This window comes from Noviherbaspirillum massiliense JC206 (assembly GCF_000312045.1).
In the GTDB taxonomy this organism is placed as follows: Bacteria; Pseudomonadota; Gammaproteobacteria; order Burkholderiales; family Burkholderiaceae_D; genus Noviherbaspirillum; species Noviherbaspirillum massiliense.
Genome location: NZ_HE978634.1, coordinates 1,320,451 through 1,338,998, shown reverse-complemented (window position 1 = coordinate 1,338,998; position 18,548 = coordinate 1,320,451). Strand labels below are relative to the sequence as shown.

Here is an 18,548-nt window from a genome sequence, read left to right as displayed (position 1 = left end):
TCTCCCCCGAATTGTGATGTCCGACTTGTTCTTGTTGCTGCAAGCCTGCTCCCATCCACCAGTTCGCTCAGATGAGCGCCTCGGCGATGGCCTCCTGCCCGCGGCCTGCGCCCGACCGCGCTTCCAGCGGCCAGCGTCGCATCTGTTCCTGCCACAGATCGTCGACCAGGCGCCTGGGTGGCATTCTCACGTCGTCGAAGCTGATCACCTCGTCACGCGAAATGTCCCGCAACAACACGCAGTCATCCGACATGGCAATCGGCAGCGCATTGGCTTCGCGGGCCGTGCGATGGTTCTCAATCAAGCCGTATGCGCAGAAGCCGCCGACGCCATCCAGCCGCTCGCCCGCCTTCAGATCGCGTTTGGCCACGGCCACCACTTCGCAGGATGGCCCCGCGATCGGCGCAACGGTCGCGTCGCGGTGCAGCGCGGCACGTGCGATCGTCGATGGCAATTGGATATGCGGTAGGTGGTACGGCGTGTAAAAGACGTAGAACGGGCCGTCGCCGAGCTTGTAATAGGCCAGCTGCGTCTGCTTGTACGGATTCTCTTCATGCACGATGACGAAGCCGCCCGTATGCGGCGCCGCGCCTACCGAGTAATCCACGATGCCGCCGCTCAGCATCGCTTCAGGCGGCAGCAGCTTTGCCAGTTCGCGCACATAGCCGCACGCCGGGCCGTACATGCCGCGCCTGCCGACGCCGAAGCCTGTTGCATTGGCAAGCACGCAGGTCTCCATCGACAGCTTGGTGGCATCGGCGAAGGAAGTGACCTTTCTTACATCCTGGTCATGCTTCTCGGCAAAACTGCGCTGGGTATCGGGTGTCCGGTAATGATCGACCATGCCCTTGATGTTGCCCGCGGCGACAGGGCGCAATCCGACCGACTGCACATAGCGGAACAGTGTCATCGCCACGCCCGGCTCATCGCCGTCGGTGTGGGTCAGCACCACGCCAGCCTGGTCAGCCCTGGCCTTCAGGATTGGTCCGACCAGAGAATCGAGTTCGGCGTTGACCATCACCACATCCTTGCCGTGCGCGATTGCGTCCAGCACCACGCTTGCCCCGAAGTCAACGGTCCCGGTCACCTCGACAATCAAATCGATTGCCCCGCAGCGCGTGAGCACCTGCGGGTCGTCGGTCAGCACCGGAATGCCGCGGGCGATCTTCGCCTCTGCCGCGGCAGCACTTTGCGCCGATTGCCAGTCGCGGATGCCGGCCTCGCGGAAAGAACGCTCGGCGTGTTCGGGTGTCCGGTTCGAGATGGCTGCCAGTCGCATGCCGGGTACCGGGGTTCCCAGTTGCAATGCGATCGCGCGGCCCGTTGCGCCCGCGCCGATGACCCCGACGCGGATCGGACGCCGCTCTGCTTCGCGCGCCTGCAGCAAGTGATAGACCGACATGCTCTGGATCGGGCTGTTGAGGCCTTGAATGGTCATGGGGTAACTCCTGTTTCGATGTTCCGTTCGATGAGGGGCCATTGCCGGTCCTGTGCTGAGACGAGTGTCGGCGGCATCGGCCAGCGAATGCCGATGACCGGATCGTCGAAGCGCGCGCCGCGTACCGCATCCGGGGCGTAGAAGGCCGACGTCATGTAGAGAATTTCGGTGTCATCGAGGAGTGACTGGCAGCCGTGCGCGCAGCCTTCCGGCACGTACAGCATGCGTCCGTTGTCGGCGCTCAGCTCGATTCCGAACCAGCTCAGGTAGGTGGGCGAGGAAGGGCGCAGGTCGACGACCACATCGAATACCGCGCCGCGGGTGCAGCGCACGAGCTTCGCCTCCGGCGCCGCATCACTCTGGTAATGCAGTCCGCGGATCGTGCCTGCCCGCACGCTGTAGCCCATGTTGGCCTGCAGCGGCACGAAGTCGATTCCGGCGTCGGCAAGCTCGCGCGAGCACCAGGCACGCATGAAACGCCCTCTTGCATCCTGGTGCGGCGCGGGATCGACAACCCGGGCGCCCGTCACTTCGCATTCGGTGAACTTCATGGCTTCCGGCTTCCGGCACGTTCGAAATAGCCGGCGATCTGATCGCGGCACAGCGCTCGCGCATCCGCGCCGCGGTGATATTGCCGATACCAGCCTGCAACCCAGCGCAAACCTTCATCGAGTGACAGACGGCTGCTCCAGCCAAGCAGGTTCGCGGCCTTGCTGACGTCCAGCCGCAGCTGGCGCTCTTCGGGGGCATGGATCGCAGCATCGGGCTTCCACGGCTGTTCGATTCCCCACTCGGCAGCGAGCGATTCGACGATGTAGGAAACGGGCCGGGAGTCGGCATCGGCCGGACCGAAATTCCATTCGCCGGCATATCCCGGCGCGTCTTCCGCAAGGGCTTCGGCCAGTCGCATGTAGCCGGCAAGGCAGTCGAGCACATGCTGCCACGGACGCACCGCATCCGGATGGCGCAGCATGACAGGTTGGGCCTTCACGAATGCGGCGATCGTCTCGGGAATCAGCTGGCGCGCCGTCCAGTCGCCTCCGCCGATCACATTGCCGGCCCGGGCGCTCGCAATCGCCACGCCATGCTCGCCGAACCGGTCGGGCGGAAAGAAGGAATCGCGATAGCTTTGGCCGACCAATTCGGCGCAGGCCTTGCTGTTGGAATAAGGATCGCGTCCGCCCAGGGTATCGCACTCGCGATATCCCCAGACCCAGCCCTTGTTCTCATAGCACTTGTCGGTCGTCACATTAACGACGACGCAGGGACGCCGCATGCGGCGCACCGCCTCGAGCGTGTTGACCGTGCCGATGACGTTGGTGGAATAGGTATCCACCGGATCTTCGTAAGAGGTGAGAACGACCGATTGCGCCGCCATATGAAACACCACATCGGGCCGGAAGGCATGCATGTTTTCGCACAGCATGTCGAGATGCCGGATGTCTGCGGTGGTGGACTCGACCAGTTCGCCCACGCGGGCGAGCGAAAAAAGACTGGGCTGCGTCGGCGGCTCCAGCGCATAACCCGCCACGCGCGCACCGAGGGACTGCAGCATCAGGCAAAGCCAGCTTCCCTTGAAACCGGTATGGCCAGTGATGAACACCCGCTTGTTCGACCAGAAGCCCGGATTCATGCCCCGCTCCCGGAAAACACCAGCTTCCTGCAATGGAAGGCCTCGGCAAAGCCGCTCGCGGACCGGCATTCCAGCCCGCGCAGGCGCATGAGCCCGGAAAGATTCTCCGCCGTGAACCACGATTTGCTCGCCTGGGAGGGAAAGGAGCGCATCACGATATCGATCTTCCTTTTCGCAAGGGAAACCGGCAGGGGCACATACATATTCGGCGTCACGAGATCGCCCTCGTACTTGGGAATCTCGTACTCCCAGATCATGTGGTCGCGAAAGGTTTGCCAGGTCACCTGGCTCACCAGGCTGTGGTCCTGATGGCGGTCGGCCTCGCGGTGCGTGAAGACGAGATTCGGGTCGACGCTGCGCTTGACCTTCTCGAACAACTGCTTTACTTCGGTGAAATGCGCGGGCAGCAGTCCATCCGGCAGTTCCCCGATGAATACTTCTCCGCGCGACGGCCCCTTCACCAAAGTCCGTGCTGCTGCGATCGCCTCCTCGCGGCGTTCCGAATTCGATGTGAGCACCAGCCAGTGGATGCGGCACTCCGGATAGTGCTCTTGCAATGCAAGAATGCTGGCGCCGCAGCCGATTTCTATGTCATCGCAATGGGCGCCGATGCAGAGCACTTCCAGGCGGTGCCAGGAAGCCGCACCCAGATTCAGCGGTAGCATTGCTGCGCCCCCAGCGGCTTCTTCCATACCATCCAGGGGCAATCGTCCTGCGCCTCCATCCGATCGAAGGTGATCTTGTCCTTGAAGGTATCCATGGCGCGCCAGAAGCCCGAATGACGGTACACCGTCAGCAGGCGCTTCTGAATCAGGCGCTGGAATGGCTGCTCCACCAGTTCGTCGCCGTGGTCGATGTAATTGAATATGTCCTGGCGCAAAACGAAGTAGCCGCCGTTGATCAATAATTCCCTGGTCGACCGGCCGTCGATACGAGTGGCGACGCCCTCAGGCGTGGCGTCGACGGTGTGAAAACTGTGCCAGCCATTGACGCCGACAAACGTGGCTACGGCGCGCTTGTCTTCGAATTCGGCGATGACGCGATTGATCGGAACGTCGGACAAGCCGTCGGCATAGTTGGCGAGAAATGCCCGCTCGCCTTCGAGATGCTTGCGCACTTTCATCAGGCGCTGCCCGATGTTCGAATGCACGCCGGTGTCGACGAAGGTGATGCGCCAGTCGTGGATATCGCTGGAGTGCAGTTCGATTTGCCGCCCGTTTCCCGACAAGGTGAAATCGTTCGACATGCACTCGTTGTAGTTGAGGAAGTAATCGCGAATCATCTCGCCGCGAAAGCCGAGACAGAGGATGAAATCCTTGTGGCCATAGTGCGCGTAATAGCGCATGAGATGCCAGATGATCGGTCGCGAGCCGATGTTGACCAGAGGCTTCGGTATCGTATCCGAATGCTCGCGCAAGCGCGTGCCCATCCCTCCGCAAAACAGGACGACTTTCATGTTCTCCACCCTTTGATTTTGTTGTCTCCCCCACGCTCTGCCGGCGTGTCGGGCTTTTATCTATCTCAAACTCTGCCGATGAAATATAGCAGTTTTGACAACATCATCAATCGGGTTGCGGGCTGAAAATTATCGAAAATCGTCTACCTTTGATCTACGACAAATGACCTGAACGGCGCGGTCTTCGAAGCACTATTGCGTGCTAAATATCGCTGTTTTTTCTGAGTACCCGCATGGCACGAATTTCAATAAGCCATGTAGCCGTAGGGTGCGCCGCGCGCACCGGGATTGCATGGTGCGCATGGCGCACCCTACTTCCTATTCCTTTCGGGCTTATGGAAACGGGTTTAGGCGGTGCAGGTTGAAGCGCCTTTGTGCCAACAAGGCGCGAAGAGCTGGTCGGTCAGTGCAAATCCCGCCGCTTCCGGCAGTGGGCGTAGGGTGCGCCGTGCGCACCGGCATTGAATGGTGCGCATGGCGCACCCTACTTTGTTTTCCTTTCAGGCTTGTGGAAATCGCTGTAGGTGGTGCAGGAAGAAGTACCTCTGGTGACAATAAGCGCGAAGGGCCGATCACCCGGCGCGAGTTGCGCCGCTTCCGGCAGTTTCCGTCAATACAGAACCGGCAAGCCAAGCTAACGACTTGCCCGTGACAACGGCCGGGCAACCCTGCCTAGTGGTACCCGATATCCGCCCGCACCTTGCCACGGAACACCCAATACGACCAGAACACGTACAGAAGGATGACGGGCAGCAGGAACATCGTGCCCACCATCAGGAACTGCTGCGACATGGGCGCGGTCGCGGCATCCCATAACGTGATCGACGGCGGCGCGACATAGGGCCAAAGCGAAATGATGAGGCCGGTATACGACAGGAAGAACAGCCCCATCGCACACAGGAAGGGCAGCACCTCACGCCCCTTGTTCAGCCCGCGCCAGAGGAGCAAGGCGAGCACCAGGGTCAGGATCGGCACCGGCGAGAAGTACAGCAGGTTGGGGAAGCTGAACCAGCGCTGCGCGACGCGCGGCTCTTCCAGGGGAGTCCATAGGCTGACAAGGAGGATGAAAGCCAGCAGACCGAGCAGGCACCAGCGTGCCGTCCGGCGCGCCCACAACTGCAGATCGCCTTCGGTCTTCATCACCAGCCATGTCGTGCCGAGCAGGCTGTACCCCACCACGAGACCGAGGCCAGTCATCAGCGGGAATGGCGCGATCCAGTCCCAGCTGGTCCCGGCGAAGACCCTCCCATTCACCGGAAATCCCTTGATGAAATTGCCGAGCACGACGCCCTGCGCGAAGGTAGCGATCAGCGAACCGAAGGCAAAGGCGTTATTCCACCCATGCTTGTGGGCGGTGGGCGCATCGCGGAACTCGAAGGCAACACCGCGAAACAGCAGGCCGAGCAGCATCAGCAGAATGGGAAAGTACACGGCGGGAATCACCACCGCATACGCCAGCGGGAACACCGCCAGCAAGCCGCCGCCGCCGAGGATCAGCCAGGTCTCGTTGAAGTCCCAGATCGGCGCCACCGATGCCACCATGAGATCGCGGTCTTCATCGTGGCAGCGGAAGAAAAACAGGATGCCGACGCCAAGGTCGAAGCCGTCCAGCAGCACGTACATCAGCACGGCGAGCGAAAGAATGCATGCCCACAGCGGAACGAGATCAAGCGTCATGGCGTCCTCCCAATCCCCGGACCACAGGCGTGTCCACCGTGTCATCATGCTCGGTCACGGCAGACAGCGGTCGCTTCGGATGCGCCTGAACCTCATGCGCCTCCACTTCTGCTCCGACCGGTGGCCCGATGCGCACCAGGCGCCGCAGCAGAATGAAGCCCGCGCCGAAAATGATGGCATAGGTAACCATGTAGCCAAGCAGGGAGATGGCCACATCGGTCGTGGTCAGGGAGGGTGTTACCGCGTCCCGCGTTCGCATCAGCCCGTAAACCACCCATGGCTGGCGCCCCACTTCGGTCGTGGTCCAGCCGGCGAGGACAGCGATGAAGCCCACCGGCGATACCAGCATGCACAGACGCAGGTACCATTGGCGCTCGAACAGGCGCCCCTTCTTCCACAGAAACAGGCCGGTGTATACCGTTGCCAGCATCAGCAAGCCGATGCCGACCATGATGCGGAAGGCAAAGTAAACAATGGCAACCGGAGGACGATCCTCCTTCGGCCATTCCTTGAGACCCTTCACTTCGCCGTTGATGTCATGCGTGAGATAGATGCTGGCCAGCTTGGGGATGGCAATCTCGAAGTGGTTCTTCTCCGCTTCCTGGTCAGGAATGGCGAACAGCGAAGCCGGGACCCCGCGCCCGGTTTCCCACAAGCCTTCCATGGCCGCCACCTTGGTCGGCTGGTGCTCGAGCGAATTCAGCCCGTGGAGGTCTCCGACGAGAATCTGCAGCGGCACCATGATGCCGAGAAAGGCAAGCGACATCCGCATCATGATCTTGCTCTCTTCTGGAAAGCGCTTGTGACGCAGGTAGAACGCGCCAACGCCGAGGATCACGAAAGCCGTGGTGACCAGAAAGGCGATGACCGTATGCGTAAGGCGGTAGGGAAAGGACGGCGTAAAGATGACTTCGAACATGCTGGTCGGCATGAAGCGCCCGTCGACGATCTCATAACCGCGCGGCGTCTGCATCCAGCTGTTGGTCGCAAGAATCCAGAAGGACGACAGCAGCGTACCGAGCGCGACCAGGATCGCCGACAATGCATGTGCCCATTGCGGCACCAGCTTGCGACCGAACAGGAGCACGCCGAGAAAGGCCGCTTCGAGAAAAAATGCAGTGACCACCTCATAGGCGATCAGGGAACCGATGACCGGCGAAGCGCCATCCGAATAGCGGCTCCAGTTGGTACCGAACTGGAATGGCATCACGATCCCGGACACCACTCCCATGCCGAATGAAATCGCGAAGATCTTGATCCAGTAGGCAGACAGGCGGCGCACCGTGTCATTCTTCGTGATCCACCATCGCACTTCCAGTGTCGCGACATAACAGGCCAGCCCGACTGTGAATGCCGGCAGAAGAATATGAAAGGCGATCACCCAGGCGAACTGCAATCGAGACAGCAGCAAGGCGTCCATGGTAATTCCCTTCGGTCAGCGGCGGCTATCCGCCGGTTCAGGCATGCCGTTGATTTGCCATGCCACCATAAAGCTCGGCAATGTTGCAATGCGAATCGTAAGACTGTATTGCACAGGCAGTTGTTCATTTCATTTGGAAGCATTCCTGCATGCAGCTATGCAAATGGAGTGCCACAAGACCCTCTCACTGCTTCCACGAAGTACGAAACATTCCTTCATGCATGTTCGGCCTTAAGTGGTGAGGGCGAATCTCTGCATGAATGGGCCGCCGTGTTCGTGCCCGTGATCAAAGCTGATGCCTCTGCTGTTGCCTCGCATGCAGGAACTCGCTACCCCTGCACTAGCAACAGCGGGCGCCAAGGGAAATCTGGCGAACCTTTTTCCGAGTTCTTGACCCAAGTATGACTTCCACTAGTTCCATTCAGTCCATCTCCATACATAGAAAGGACATGCCATGGTTAATCGTGTAGTGACCACTGTTGCCCTTGCCGCCGGCGGATATATTCTTGCCAGGCAATTGATGAAATCGCGCGGTTCGGATATGCATTCCACTGTCGAAGAATCCATCGAGGTGAATGTACCGGTAAGCAAGGCCTATAACCAATGGACCCAGTTCGAAGATTTCCCGCAATTCATGGACAGCGTTCATGAAGTGCGCCAACTGGACGACAAGCACTTGCATTGGCGCGCAAGCGTGGCCGGCAAGGAGAAGGAATGGGATGTCGAGATCACGGAGCAGATTCCCGATGATCGGATCGCCTGGCGCAGCACCGGCGGCGTGCATAATGCCGGTGTAGTTACCTTCCACAGGATCTCGGATTCCAGGACCCGCATCATGCTGCAGATGGATTACGATCCGTCGACCATCGACGAGAAGATCGGCGATGCGCTCGGTTTTGTGAAAATGCAGACGAAGTCGAACCTGAGGCGGTTCAAGAATCTGGTCGAGCAACGCGGCACCGAAACGGGCGCGTGGCGCGGCACGATTCCGCAGCACTAGACATCGCCTGCAACCACGATGATCCCATGAACAGGCATTGCGGAACGCGTGCGCTGTGATGTCTGCATTGTCCGCGGTATTTCTCCCGCAGGACTGCAGGCATCCATTGCCGCCAGGCGGCTTCGCGGGTGCCCTCTGTTCCGCCCAGGGGAAAAGGCTTTGAGCACATCGAGCACGATCCGGAGGGCGGCCGGATGTCATGGGAATCGCGCTTTGAACACATCAACCTGCGCTCTCAGGAGTAGTCATGAACCAACAGCAAGCGAAAGAAACTGCCGATCGCTTCATTGAGGAATTGCATCACCTGGAAGACGGGGATGCTGCCGGCGCAGACCGTCTTGCACAGTTGTTCGCTCCCGATGCCGAACTGGTCAACCCAGTCATCGAACGTACTGACGGAAGTCGCCACGGCCAGGAGCAGATTGCCGCGTTCTGGCGTGAATATGCCTCCTCGTTCGGCAGCATTCACTCGGATTTCTTCGACATCATGGCGAGCGACCACTCGGCCGGCCTGTTCTGGCGATCAAGCGGAACCAGCGCAGCGGGGCAGCCGCTCAACTATGAAGGCGTGAGCCTGCTGGTTTTCGACGACGCTGGAAAAATCGCTCGCTTCCAGGGTTTCTTCGATACCCGTCAGATGACGTTGAAAAGCGCGCATTGATCCGGTCCGTCGTACAGCAACACTTCACAAGCGTTCGCTTGCGAATTTTGCTGTGGGAGAGATATGCAAGTTGGGACTGTTCTAGTCCCGGGCATGAGTGCAGCGCTGAAAGCGCTTGCTGCGGGTTTTGGCGGAGGCGGTGAGATTCGAACTCACGGAAGGCGTAAACCTTCGCTGGTTTTCAAGACCAGTGCCTTAAACCACTCGGCCACACCTCCAATTGCGATTGGATACGGAAACCGGCGGATGCAATCTCGCCGCATGTGCTGCCGAACTTCCGTAGCCGGCATTATACCTAAGTCGTACCGCATTGCTGCATGATCGCCAGCAAATTACCGTCCGGTCGGATGTCAAAACAGCTAAACCGGTACGCGGCTCCGTCACTCCTTCAAAAACATTTGTTGCAGATCATTCAGGAAGCGCCTACCAAGCTCGGTCGGACGGATGATCTTATGGTCGCGATAGAGCAAGCCCTTCGCTTCCGCCGCATTCAGTGCGCCGTCGATGGCATTGAGCGTCATCCCGGTTCGCTCACCGAACAGGTTCGCTTCGAACCCGTCGTTCAGGCGCAAGGCGTTGAGCATGAATTCGAATCCCAGTTCATCCCTGCCGATCTCGGCTTCTTCCTGGATCGGATTGCCTGCCATGGCATGGTCGAGATACGCCTTCGGCTGCTTGTAACGCATCTGGCGAATGACCCGATGCGGGAACGATATCTTGGAATGCGCGCCGGCACCGATGCCGAGATAATCGCCGAACTGCCAGTAGTTCAGGTTGTGGCGCGCTTCCCTGCCGGGCTGCGCATAGGCCGACACTTCATAGTGATGGTAGTGGGCAGCATGCGTCAGGTCCAGGATCATGTCCTGCATGTCGGCGCTGGTATCGTCGTCGGGGACTGATGGCGGATATTTTGCGAAATAGGTGTTCGGTTCCAGCGTAAGGTGGTAGAGCGACAGATGCGGCGGCGCAAAGCTGAGCGCAGTCATGACATCTTCCCGCGCTTCGTCCAGCGTCTGGGACGGCAGCGCATACATCAGATCGAGATTGAAGTTGTCGAAATTGGCTTGCGCGATCTCGATTGCGCGGCGCGCTTCGGCTCCGTCGTGGATCCGGCCGAGCGCCTGCAGGTGGCGCGGATTGAAACTCTGTATGCCGACGGACAGCCGGTTGATGCCGCTTGCCCGATAGGACTTGAATTTTTCTGTTTCGAAAGTGCCGGGATTGGCTTCCATCGTGATCTCGGCCGCGCCATCGAGCGGCAGCAGCGCGCGGATGTCCGACAGCAGGCGATCCAGCCCTGCGGCCGACATCAGGCTGGGCGTCCCGCCACCGATGAAGATGGTGTATATCTTGCGGCCCCAGATCATGGGCAGCGCATTTTCCAGGTCCAGCCTGAGGGCGTCCAGGTATTCCTTTTCCGGAAAACTGCCGCCCTTGACTTCGTGCGAATTGAAATCGCAGTAAGGGCATTTCCGCACGCACCACGGGAAATGCACATAGAGCGACAGTGGCGGCAAGGCCGGCAAGTGAAGCATGCCCGGCTTCAGGAATGACGCGGCTGCTTGTGCCGCGTTGCTCGCCGGCGAACCGGACGCAGTGCCCGCAGACGCGGGCTTGATCGGAATCATCGTAACTTTTCAACCAGAAGGCGTAGTGCCTGCCCGCGATGGGACAGGCGGTTTTTTTCGGCGGGCGACAGCTCGGCGGCAGTCTTGCCCAAGGCAGGCAACAGGAAATGCGGATCGTAACCGAATCCGCCCTGCCCGCGCGGCTCTGCAATGATCTCGCCGTCCCAGCGCCCTTCGGCAATCACCGGCTGCGGATCGTCGGCATGGCGCACGAATACCAGCACGCAGTAGTAGTAGCCCGACTTGTCCGCATGGATGGCGAGGTCGGCCACCAGCTTTTGATTGTTGCGTGCATCGGATTTCGGCTCCCCGGCATAACGCGCCGAGTACACGCCGGGCGCACCGCCGAGCGCATTGACGCAGACGCCGGAGTCGTCCGCCAATGCCGGCAATCCCGTGAGGCGGGCGGCGTGACGCGCCTTGGCCAGCGCGTTTTCTACGAAAGTCGGATGTGGCTCGTCCGCTTCCGGCACCTGGAATTCGCCTTGCGGCCGCACGTCGAAACCGATCGGTGCCAGCATCTCGCTGAATTCCTTGAGCTTGCCTGCATTGTTTGAGGCGAGAATAAGGGTTCGGTTCATAAAAGATAATGGCTGGCGGAAAAGCGCCAGCCAGGACGAAAATTCGGTTGTACAAGATGCATGCCTGGATCGAGGCAGGCAGCGGGGACAGTGTCAGCCGGCCAAGCCGAGCGACTTCTTTTGCAAGACGATTAATTCGGCTATGCCTTGCTGCGCAAGGTCGAGCAACTGGTTCATTGCCGCCCGGTCGAATGCCTCACCTTCCGCCGTGCCCTGCACTTCGACAAAATGGCCGACATCGGTCATGACGACATTCATATCGGTATCGCAGTCGGAATCTTCAAGATAGTCGAGGTCAAGCACCGGCGTGCCGCGGTAGACACCCACCGAGATCGCTGCGACAAAATGTTTCAATGGCAAGGCTGGAATCAGATTGCCCTCGACCAGCTTCGACACGGCATCGTACGCAGCGACCATGGCGCCGGTGATGGCGGCAGTGCGGGTACCGCCGTCAGCCTGGATGACATCGCAATCCAGGTGCAGAGTGCGCTCACCGAGAGCTGACAGGTCGAAGGCAGCGCGCAGCGAGCGTCCGATCAGGCGCTGGATCTCCTGGGTGCGGCCGGACTGCTTGCCCTTTGCGGCTTCGCGGTCCATGCGGGTATGGGTGGACCGCGGCAGCATGCCATATTCCGCGGTCATCCATCCCTGGCCCTTCCCCTTCAGGAATGGGGGCACTTTTTCCTCGATGCTCGCGGTGCAGATGACGCGGGTATCACCGAACTCGACCAGCACCGAACCTTCGGCATGCTTGGTGTAATGGCGGGTGATACGGACTGGACGCAACGCATTGGCGGCGCGTCCGCTGGGGCGATTGACTGACGACATGGTGAACTCTAACTCTTGGAACTGATACGCGAGGATTTTTCGATGGCGCTGCGGATTTCCTCGATCGCCTTTTCGATCTCGGATTCGTTGAATGCATCGGCGCCTTCCAGATCTGCATGGCGCGGCGCCTGAATGGTAGTAGTCATGCTACCGATCGGCAAGCTGTGGGTGGTGATCGTCGTGTTGGCGTCCTGCAGCGGATTTTCACTTTCCCACATCACTGCAAGAGCGGTCACGTTGTCGCTGCTCTTTCCAGCGATACCGGTTGCGGTAGTCAGCAATTCCGGCACGGCCCGCACCACGGTATTGTTGTGCAACTTCTCGGCCAGCACATGATCCGGGAGCACCGACCATAACCCATCAGAGCACAGCAGGATTATGTCCCCGGCCTGCAGACTGGCCCGGCGCGACAGTTCGATGATCGGCATGGTGGGCGCGCCGAGGCAGTTGAACAGCTTGTTCCGATCCGGATGGGTGTCGCGCTCGGCCGGATCCACCTTGCCCTGCGCGATCAGAGTTTCGATGCGGGAATGATCGCGGGTGCGCGCCAGAATTTGACCGCGCCGCATCCAGTACAGGCGCGAATCCCCGCAATGCGCCCAGAAGGCGCTGTTGTGCTGGATCAGGCAGCCGACAATCGTGGTACGCGGCGTTTCCGGCAGGTTATTGACAGCCCGGTAGCGGTGGATCTCGCGGTGGGCCGCCAAAAAACTGTCTTCCAGAAAGCGTTCCGGCTTCTTGATATAGGGATTGGCATGCTGCTGGAACATCGCACCGATCGTCTGCAAGGCGATCGTCGCCGCCATATCGCCCTGGATATGCCCGCCCATGCCGTCCGCCAGAAGCAGCAGCAATGCATCGCGCGTAAAGCTATATCCCATGCGGTCCTGGTTATTCTTGCGTCCGCCGATATGGCTTTCTTGATAGACAGAAAATCGCATGGAGATTGAACGTTATCGTGAGTTTTCCTGAATGGTCGTGGCGGCGGCCGTACTCCTGCCAATGCCGGCAAACAAGCCGCGCAGCTTGCCGGACAATTTATCCAGCAAGGCTTCTTCCTTCACTTCGGGCTGTTGTTCCCTCAGAGCCTTCTGCAGCGCAAACACGCTTTGCGGCCGCTGCAGCGGATCGACCTGCAGGCTCCAGCGGATGACGTCGATCAACTCGGTCGAATACAGGCCTTCCAGCTTGCGGAAATAGGTTTCCATTTTGTCGTTGGTCTTGCGCTGGTCCGCCGGTTGCGGAGGTGCGCCTACCATGCAGGCGAATATCGACGCGCCGATGCTGTAGATATCGGTCCAGGGACCGAGATTGCCATTTTTCTCATACAACTCGGGCGGCGCGAAGCCCGGCGTGTACATCGGATACAGCTTTTGCATGTCGCCCTTCAGCGTCTGCCGGGCGGCGCCGAAGTCCAGCAGGATCGGCGTGCCATCCATGCGCAGGTAGATATTCGCGGGCTTGAGGTCGAGATGCAGAAGCTTGTTGGTGTGGACTTCGCGCAATCCGTTCATCACCTGGTTGAACATTTTGCGGATGAATCGTTCCGACACCAGAGGCCGTTCTCCCTTCTCGCGCCGCCGGAGGATATGGTCCTGCAGGGAGCGCCCGGATTCGTATGCCATCACCATATAGACGGTATCGTTGGCCCGGAAAAAATTGAGGACGCTGACGACGTTCGGATGGGAAATCCGCGCGAGCGCCCTGCCTTCCTCGAAGAAGCATTTCAGGCCGATGCGAAATACCGGAAGGTTCTCCGGCGAGATGGCAGGTGCCAGTTCACCCGGTTGACGCAGTGCCAGCGAACTGGGCAGGTATTCCTTGATTGCCACGGCATTGCCGTCTTCATCGTAAGCGAGATAGACGATACTGAACCCGCCGGACGCAATCTTCTTTACAATGCGATATCCGGCAATTTCAAGTCCGTCTGGCAACGGGGCATTATTTTGTACAGCCATAGCGTCCCTCAGCAATTTACTTGCGATTGTGTTGATAAATGACTTTTTTGTAAAGAAGAAACCGGGAAGCAAGCCGTGACTATTTACAGCATGACCGGATACGCGGTCCTTACTCGCGACACCTCGGCGGGAACGCTTACGGCAGAGTTAAAAAGCGTCAATTCCCGCTTCCTCGACCTGCAGTTCCGGATCAACGACGAGTTGCGTTCGCTGGAGCCCATCCTGCGCGAAGCGATCATGGCGCGCATCAGCCGCGGCAAGGTCGAATGCCGTCTGAGCTTCGGCCGTGCCTCGAATGCGGGCGACAGCCATGCGCTGAATGCAACACTCCTCGAGTCCTTGGAAAGAATGCAAGGCGAAATTCGCCAACGCTTTCCGGATGCGCCGCACATGTCCGTCAACGAGTTGCTGCGCTGGCCTGGCGTGATCGAGGAAGCCGATATCGCTCAGGACACGCTGCAGGCGGATGTCCAGGCGCTCATGGCGGCCGCATTGGATGCCTTCGTCCAGGCCCGGGCGCGCGAAGGCGCGGCGATGCAGGCGATGCTGCTGTCGCGCGTTGACGACATGGAAGCGATCGTCCAGCGCATCACGCCGCTGATTCCGCAGGCGATTGCGCAGTTCCAGCAGAAAGCCATCGAGCGCATGAAGGAAGCGCTCGGCCTGGCAATGCAGAATGGGGCCGCGGCAGCGTCTCCCCTGCTCTCGCACGAGGAAGCCATGGACCGCATTCGCCAGGAAGTGACGCTGTATGGCATCCGCGTGGACGTCGCCGAAGAGTTGTCGCGACTGTCGGCCCATCTCGCCGAAACCCGGCAGATCCTCAGCAAGGGCGGGCAGGTCGGCAAGCGCCTCGATTTCATGATGCAGGAGCTTAATCGCGAAGCCAACACCATCGGCTCCAAGGCTGCAGTGAAGGAGCTGTCGGATGCCTCGATGGCCTTGAAGCTTTTGATTGAGCAGATGCGCGAACAAGTCCAGAATCTCGAATGAAGCGCAGTACGCTGCCCGGCTGAAATCTTTCCCAGTTCCCCCACAAACCCTATGTCCGACGCCAAAGCCCATTCCGGTAGCCTGTTCATGGTCGTCGCGCCTTCCGGCGCCGGCAAATCCACTCTCGTCAATGCCCTGCTCGAGCAGGAACCGGCCATCAAGTTGTCGATTTCCTACACCACCAGGCCTCCCCGTCCCGGCGAACAGCATGGACGGGAGTATTACTTCACCTCGGTCAAGGATTTCCTGGCAAGGCGGGAATCCGGGGAATTTTTGGAATCAGCCGAAGTCCACGGTAATTACTACGGTACCTCGCGGCTGCTGATTTCCGAGCAGATGAAGGCAGGCACGGACGTTTTGCTGGAGATCGACTGGCAAGGCGCGCAGCAGGTAAAAAAGCAATTCCCTCATGCGATCGGCATTTTCATCCTGCCGCCGTCGATTGCGGCGCTGGAGGAGCGCCTGAAAAAGCGTGGACAGGATGAACCGCACGTCATCACGCGCCGGATACTAGCAGCGGGAGGTGAAATCGCGCACGCGCCCGAGTTCGAATATGTTATTATTAATCAAGACTTTGCGACTGCTTTGTCAGAGTTGAGTGCAATTGTCAAAGCGGCTCGCTGCCGTTTCACGCAACAAGCTGCACGCAACGCCTCCCTATTTACCCAACTGGGTATTCACGCCGCCTTAAGCTGACACCGTTTTTTTAGGAGTAAGAATGGCCCGCATTACCATCGAAGATTGCCTCAAACAGATTCCGAACCGCTTCCAGCTCACCCTGGCCGCTACCTATCGTGCCCGCCAGCTGCTGCAGGGTCACACGCCCAAGGTGGAAGCCAAGGACAAACCCACCGTGATTGCGCTGCGTGAGATCGCGTCCGGCAAGGTGGGCCTTGAGATGCTCAAGAAGGTCCCCAGCTAAGATGTACCAATGCCATGCGGCTGATATACCGAAAGCATGAACCTGACACCAGCAGATTCAACAGTATCAGTTGCTCAAAACAGCCGAGCGACATCCGATCGCTCGGCCACCAAGGATACCGACAGCCTCTCCAAGCCTGATCCGAATACCCTCGGCTCGGGCGTCGCTTCCGTTGCCCTGCTCGCTTCCAAGCTCTCCGAATACCTGACGCCGTCCGAACTGAAGAAGGTCCGGGAGGCCTACCGTTTTTCAGACGAGATGCACCTCGGGCAGATGCGCAAGTCGGGCGAGCCCTATATCTCCCATCCGATCGCGGTGGCGGAAATCTGCGCCGACTGGAAACTGGACGCGCAAGCCATCATGGCTGCATTGCTGCACGACGTGATGGAGGACCAGGATGTCAAGAAGGAAGAATTGATCGAGCGCTTCGGCGCCCCGGTTGCCACCCTGGTGGACGGCCTTTCCAAACTCGACAAGATCGAATTCCAGAGCCAGATCGAAATCCAGGCGGAAAATTTCCGCAAGATGCTGCTGGCCATGGCGCGCGATGTGCGGGTAATCCTCGTCAAGCTCGCCGACCGCCTGCACAACATGCGTACTCTGGGCTTCATGTCGCCGGAAAAGAAGCGCCGGATCGCCCGCGAAACGATGGAAGTCTATGTGCCCATAGCAAACCGGCTGGGCCTGAACAACATCTACCGCGAATTGCAGGACCTGGCTTTCGCCCATCTTTATCCAGTGCGCTATCGGACTCTGTCCAAGGCGGTCAAGGCCGCGCGCGGTAACCGGCGCGAAGTGGTCAGCAAGATCCTTGATGCAGTCACCCATACGCTGGCAGCAAACGGGATTCCGGCCCAGGTGTATGGGCGGGAAAAGACGCTGTTCGGCATCTACCGCAAGATGCGCAACAAGCATCTGTCGTTTTCGCAAGTGCTGGACGTCTACGGCTTTCGCATTGTGGTGGACAGCCTGTCCAACTGCTATGTCGCGCTGGGTGCCCTGCACGGGCTTTACAAACCCATGCCCGGCAAGTTCAAGGACTACATCGCGATCCCGAAGCTGAACGGCTACCAATCCCTGCATACCACGCTGATCGGCCCTTATGGCACGCCCGTGGAATTCCAGATCCGGACCCAGGAAATGAACCATGTGGCGGAGGCCGGGGTCGCGGCGCACTGGCTGTACAAGGACGAGGATGCGAGCCTGACCGACCTGCAGCAGCGCACCCATGCCTGGCTGCAGTCGCTGCTCGACATCCAGAAGCAGACCGGCGATTCCGCCGAGTTCCTCGAACACGTCAAGGTCGACCTGTTCCCCGATTCGGTCTATGTATTCACGCCGAAGTCCCGCATCATCGCCCTGCCGCGCGGAGCGACGGTACTGGACTTTGCCTATACCATTCATACCGACATCGGCGACCAGGCGATTGCGTCCAAGGTGAACCACGAGCCGGCAGCGCTACGCACCGAATTGCGCAACGGCGACATCGTTGAAATCGTCACGTCGCCGACCTCGCGCCCGAGTCCCAACTGGCTGACTTTCGTCCGCACCGGAAAGGCTCGCTCGGCGATCCGTCACCACCTGCGCACCATCAATCTTTCCGAGTCCACCGAGCTGGGCAAGCGCCTGCTGGTCCAGGCTCTGGCCGCACTGAACATCACGCCCCCCCTGCCGGAACCGCTGGTAGAAAAGCTGCTGAACGAATCGAGTGCGAAGTCGCTGGACGAGCTGTATGCCGATATCGGCGTCGGAAAGCGGATGGCAACACTGGTAGCCCGCCATATTCGCAAGCTGGCAAATGATGAATTGCCGCCAGGCACTGTGACGGACATCGACACCGACATTGATACGGACGAGATCGCGCCCGTCACGATCAATGGCAATGAAGGAGCGTCGGTACTGCTTGCCACCTGCTGCCATCCAATCCCGGGCGACCGCATCATGGGCCAGCTCAAGCGCGATCAGGGCATCGCGGTGCATGCCACGGATTGCGATCTCGCACGGCGACAGCGCTCCAAGGAGCCTGACCGTTGGATCGACCTTGCCTGGGGAACGGACATCAATCGGCGCTTCGATTGCCGCATCAAGGTGCTGGTACACAACCAGAGAGGCACCCTGGCGCGCGTCACTGCGGAAATTGGCGAATCCGATGCGAACATCGTGTACGTCGGCATGGACGATGATCGCGACCCGGTGATGAAGCAGCTGCATTTCACGGTCCAGGTGGAGGACCGCATCCATCTCGCGCGCCTGATGCGCAACCTCCGGCGCGTTCCCAACGTGGCCCGCATCCTGCGCGAACGCGGCTAATGGTGTTCCGCATCTTCGCCTTTCGCGAGTGCGGATGCCATCA

General features: G+C 59.7%; 18 protein-coding genes and 1 tRNA gene. 6 read left to right on the top strand and 13 right to left on the bottom strand.

All coding sequences use genetic code 11. From position 1 onward, the window contains the following. Positions 1-67 precede the first annotated feature (67 nt). The 7 genes from HGHM_RS06710 to HGHM_RS20855 all read right to left on the bottom strand — a co-directional run bounded on the left by HGHM_RS06710 (position 68) and on the right by HGHM_RS20855 (position 7,624). On the bottom strand, positions 68-1,438 hold the full coding sequence (locus HGHM_RS06710; protein ID WP_019140749.1) for an NAD(P)H-dependent oxidoreductase: 1,371 nt from the start codon (positions 1,436-1,438) through the stop codon (positions 68-70). Next, on the bottom strand, positions 1,435-1,989 hold the full coding sequence (locus HGHM_RS06705) for a dTDP-4-dehydrorhamnose 3,5-epimerase family protein (protein WP_019140748.1): 555 nt from the start codon (positions 1,987-1,989) through the stop codon (positions 1,435-1,437). Before HGHM_RS06705 ends, HGHM_RS06710 begins: the two co-directional genes overlap by 4 nt. Continuing rightward, entirely contained in the window at positions 1,986-3,071 is a 1,086-nt protein-coding gene (rfbG, locus tag HGHM_RS06700) for a CDP-glucose 4,6-dehydratase (protein ID WP_019140747.1), read from the bottom strand. The genes HGHM_RS06705 and rfbG overlap by 4 nt, the downstream gene beginning before the upstream one ends. Next, positions 3,068-3,736, bottom strand: a complete 669-nt coding sequence (locus tag HGHM_RS06695; protein ID WP_019140746.1) for a PIG-L deacetylase family protein — start codon at positions 3,734-3,736, stop codon at positions 3,068-3,070. The genes rfbG and HGHM_RS06695 overlap by 4 nt, the downstream gene beginning before the upstream one ends. After that, entirely contained in the window at positions 3,724-4,527 is an 804-nt protein-coding gene (locus HGHM_RS20860) for a sugar phosphate nucleotidyltransferase (protein WP_034348432.1), read from the bottom strand. Before HGHM_RS20860 ends, HGHM_RS06695 begins: the two co-directional genes overlap by 13 nt. Before the next feature lie 672 nt (positions 4,528-5,199). After that, the gene (cydB, locus tag HGHM_RS06685; RefSeq protein WP_019140744.1) at positions 5,200-6,204 is read right to left on the bottom strand and encodes a cytochrome d ubiquinol oxidase subunit II; all 1,005 of its coding nucleotides are present in this window, start codon (positions 6,202-6,204) and stop codon (positions 5,200-5,202) included. After that, positions 6,194-7,624, bottom strand: a complete 1,431-nt coding sequence (locus tag HGHM_RS20855) for a cytochrome ubiquinol oxidase subunit I (protein WP_019140743.1) — start codon at positions 7,622-7,624, stop codon at positions 6,194-6,196. The genes cydB and HGHM_RS20855 overlap by 11 nt, the downstream gene beginning before the upstream one ends. A gap of 454 nt (positions 7,625-8,078) precedes the next feature. On the opposite strand from HGHM_RS20855, the gene HGHM_RS06675 reads away from it, so the two are divergent. Together HGHM_RS06675 and HGHM_RS06670 are read left to right on the top strand one after the other, a co-directional pair. Then, complete coding sequence (locus HGHM_RS06675; RefSeq protein WP_148415412.1) at positions 8,079-8,624, top strand: SRPBCC family protein; 546 nt, start codon at positions 8,079-8,081, stop codon at positions 8,622-8,624. A gap of 247 nt (positions 8,625-8,871) precedes the next feature. After that, the gene (locus tag HGHM_RS06670; RefSeq protein WP_019140741.1) at positions 8,872-9,285 is read left to right on the top strand and encodes a nuclear transport factor 2 family protein; all 414 of its coding nucleotides are present in this window, start codon (positions 8,872-8,874) and stop codon (positions 9,283-9,285) included. A 128-nt stretch (positions 9,286-9,413) separates the two neighbouring features. Here HGHM_RS06670 and HGHM_RS06665 read toward each other — a convergent pair. The 6 genes from HGHM_RS06665 to HGHM_RS06640 form a co-directional block, all read right to left on the bottom strand. After that, positions 9,414-9,503 (bottom strand) — tRNA-Ser (locus HGHM_RS06665). 162 nt (positions 9,504-9,665) lie between these two features. Beyond that, positions 9,666-10,913, bottom strand: coding sequence for a radical SAM family heme chaperone HemW (gene hemW / locus HGHM_RS06660; protein WP_019140740.1), 1,248 nt, complete (start codon positions 10,911-10,913; stop codon positions 9,666-9,668). Next, entirely contained in the window at positions 10,910-11,494 is a 585-nt protein-coding gene (gene rdgB / locus HGHM_RS06655) for an RdgB/HAM1 family non-canonical purine NTP pyrophosphatase (RefSeq protein WP_019140739.1), read from the bottom strand. Before rdgB ends, hemW begins: the two co-directional genes overlap by 4 nt. Before the next feature lie 93 nt (positions 11,495-11,587). After that, entirely contained in the window at positions 11,588-12,322 is a 735-nt protein-coding gene (rph, locus tag HGHM_RS06650) for a ribonuclease PH (protein WP_019140738.1), read from the bottom strand. A gap of 8 nt (positions 12,323-12,330) precedes the next feature. Then, positions 12,331-13,263, bottom strand: coding sequence for a PP2C family protein-serine/threonine phosphatase (locus HGHM_RS06645; RefSeq protein WP_019140737.1), 933 nt, complete (start codon positions 13,261-13,263; stop codon positions 12,331-12,333). 12 nt (positions 13,264-13,275) lie between these two features. Further along, positions 13,276-14,280, bottom strand: a complete 1,005-nt coding sequence (locus HGHM_RS06640) for a serine/threonine protein kinase (protein WP_019140736.1) — start codon at positions 14,278-14,280, stop codon at positions 13,276-13,278. A gap of 90 nt (positions 14,281-14,370) precedes the next feature. On the opposite strand from HGHM_RS06640, the gene HGHM_RS06635 reads away from it, so the two are divergent. Genes HGHM_RS06635 through HGHM_RS06620 form a run of 4 tightly spaced genes read left to right on the top strand, consistent with a single transcriptional unit; the run spans position 14,371 to position 18,505 of the window. Continuing rightward, positions 14,371-15,273, top strand: a complete 903-nt coding sequence (locus tag HGHM_RS06635) for a YicC/YloC family endoribonuclease (protein WP_019140735.1) — start codon at positions 14,371-14,373, stop codon at positions 15,271-15,273. 51 nt (positions 15,274-15,324) lie between these two features. Then, a complete protein-coding gene (gmk, locus tag HGHM_RS06630; protein WP_019140734.1) occupies positions 15,325-15,969 on the top strand; it encodes a guanylate kinase in 645 nt (214 codons plus the stop codon). Positions 15,970-15,991: 22 nt separating this feature from the next. Beyond that, positions 15,992-16,195: a DNA-directed RNA polymerase subunit omega gene (rpoZ, locus tag HGHM_RS06625; protein WP_019140733.1), complete on the top strand. Its 204-nt coding sequence runs from the start codon at positions 15,992-15,994 to the stop codon at positions 16,193-16,195. A 36-nt stretch (positions 16,196-16,231) separates the two neighbouring features. Then, the gene (locus tag HGHM_RS06620) at positions 16,232-18,505 is read left to right on the top strand and encodes a RelA/SpoT family protein (protein WP_019140732.1); all 2,274 of its coding nucleotides are present in this window, start codon (positions 16,232-16,234) and stop codon (positions 18,503-18,505) included. Positions 18,506-18,548: the final 43 nt, after the last annotated feature.

Excerpts from the sequence above, each read along its gene's own strand:
- HGHM_RS06710 (WP_019140749.1), bottom strand. The coding sequence starts at position 1,438 with ATGACCATTCAAGGCCTCAACAGCCCGATCCAGAGCATGTCGGTCTAT.
- HGHM_RS06705 (WP_019140748.1), bottom strand. The coding sequence starts at position 1,989 with ATGAAGTTCACCGAATGCGAAGTGACGGGCGCCCGGGTTGTCGATCCC.
- rfbG (WP_019140747.1), bottom strand. The coding sequence starts at position 3,071 with ATGAATCCGGGCTTCTGGTCGAACAAGCGGGTGTTCATCACTGGCCAT.
- HGHM_RS06695 (WP_019140746.1), bottom strand. The coding sequence starts at position 3,736 with ATGCTACCGCTGAATCTGGGTGCGGCTTCCTGGCACCGCCTGGAAGTG.
- HGHM_RS20860 (WP_034348432.1), bottom strand. The coding sequence starts at position 4,527 with ATGAAAGTCGTCCTGTTTTGCGGAGGGATGGGCACGCGCTTGCGCGAG.
- cydB (WP_019140744.1), bottom strand. The coding sequence starts at position 6,204 with ATGACGCTTGATCTCGTTCCGCTGTGGGCATGCATTCTTTCGCTCGCC.
- HGHM_RS20855 (WP_019140743.1), bottom strand. The coding sequence starts at position 7,624 with ATGGACGCCTTGCTGCTGTCTCGATTGCAGTTCGCCTGGGTGATCGCC.
- HGHM_RS06675 (WP_148415412.1), top strand. The coding sequence starts at position 8,079 with ATGGTTAATCGTGTAGTGACCACTGTTGCCCTTGCCGCCGGCGGATAT.
- HGHM_RS06670 (WP_019140741.1), top strand. The coding sequence starts at position 8,872 with ATGAACCAACAGCAAGCGAAAGAAACTGCCGATCGCTTCATTGAGGAA.
- hemW (WP_019140740.1), bottom strand. The coding sequence starts at position 10,913 with ATGATTCCGATCAAGCCCGCGTCTGCGGGCACTGCGTCCGGTTCGCCG.
- rdgB (WP_019140739.1), bottom strand. The coding sequence starts at position 11,494 with ATGAACCGAACCCTTATTCTCGCCTCAAACAATGCAGGCAAGCTCAAG.
- rph (WP_019140738.1), bottom strand. The coding sequence starts at position 12,322 with ATGTCGTCAGTCAATCGCCCCAGCGGACGCGCCGCCAATGCGTTGCGT.
- HGHM_RS06645 (WP_019140737.1), bottom strand. The coding sequence starts at position 13,263 with ATGCGATTTTCTGTCTATCAAGAAAGCCATATCGGCGGACGCAAGAAT.
- HGHM_RS06640 (WP_019140736.1), bottom strand. The coding sequence starts at position 14,280 with ATGGCTGTACAAAATAATGCCCCGTTGCCAGACGGACTTGAAATTGCC.
- HGHM_RS06635 (WP_019140735.1), top strand. The coding sequence starts at position 14,371 with ATGACCGGATACGCGGTCCTTACTCGCGACACCTCGGCGGGAACGCTT.
- gmk (WP_019140734.1), top strand. The coding sequence starts at position 15,325 with ATGTCCGACGCCAAAGCCCATTCCGGTAGCCTGTTCATGGTCGTCGCG.
- rpoZ (WP_019140733.1), top strand. The coding sequence starts at position 15,992 with ATGGCCCGCATTACCATCGAAGATTGCCTCAAACAGATTCCGAACCGC.
- HGHM_RS06620 (WP_019140732.1), top strand. The coding sequence starts at position 16,232 with ATGAACCTGACACCAGCAGATTCAACAGTATCAGTTGCTCAAAACAGC.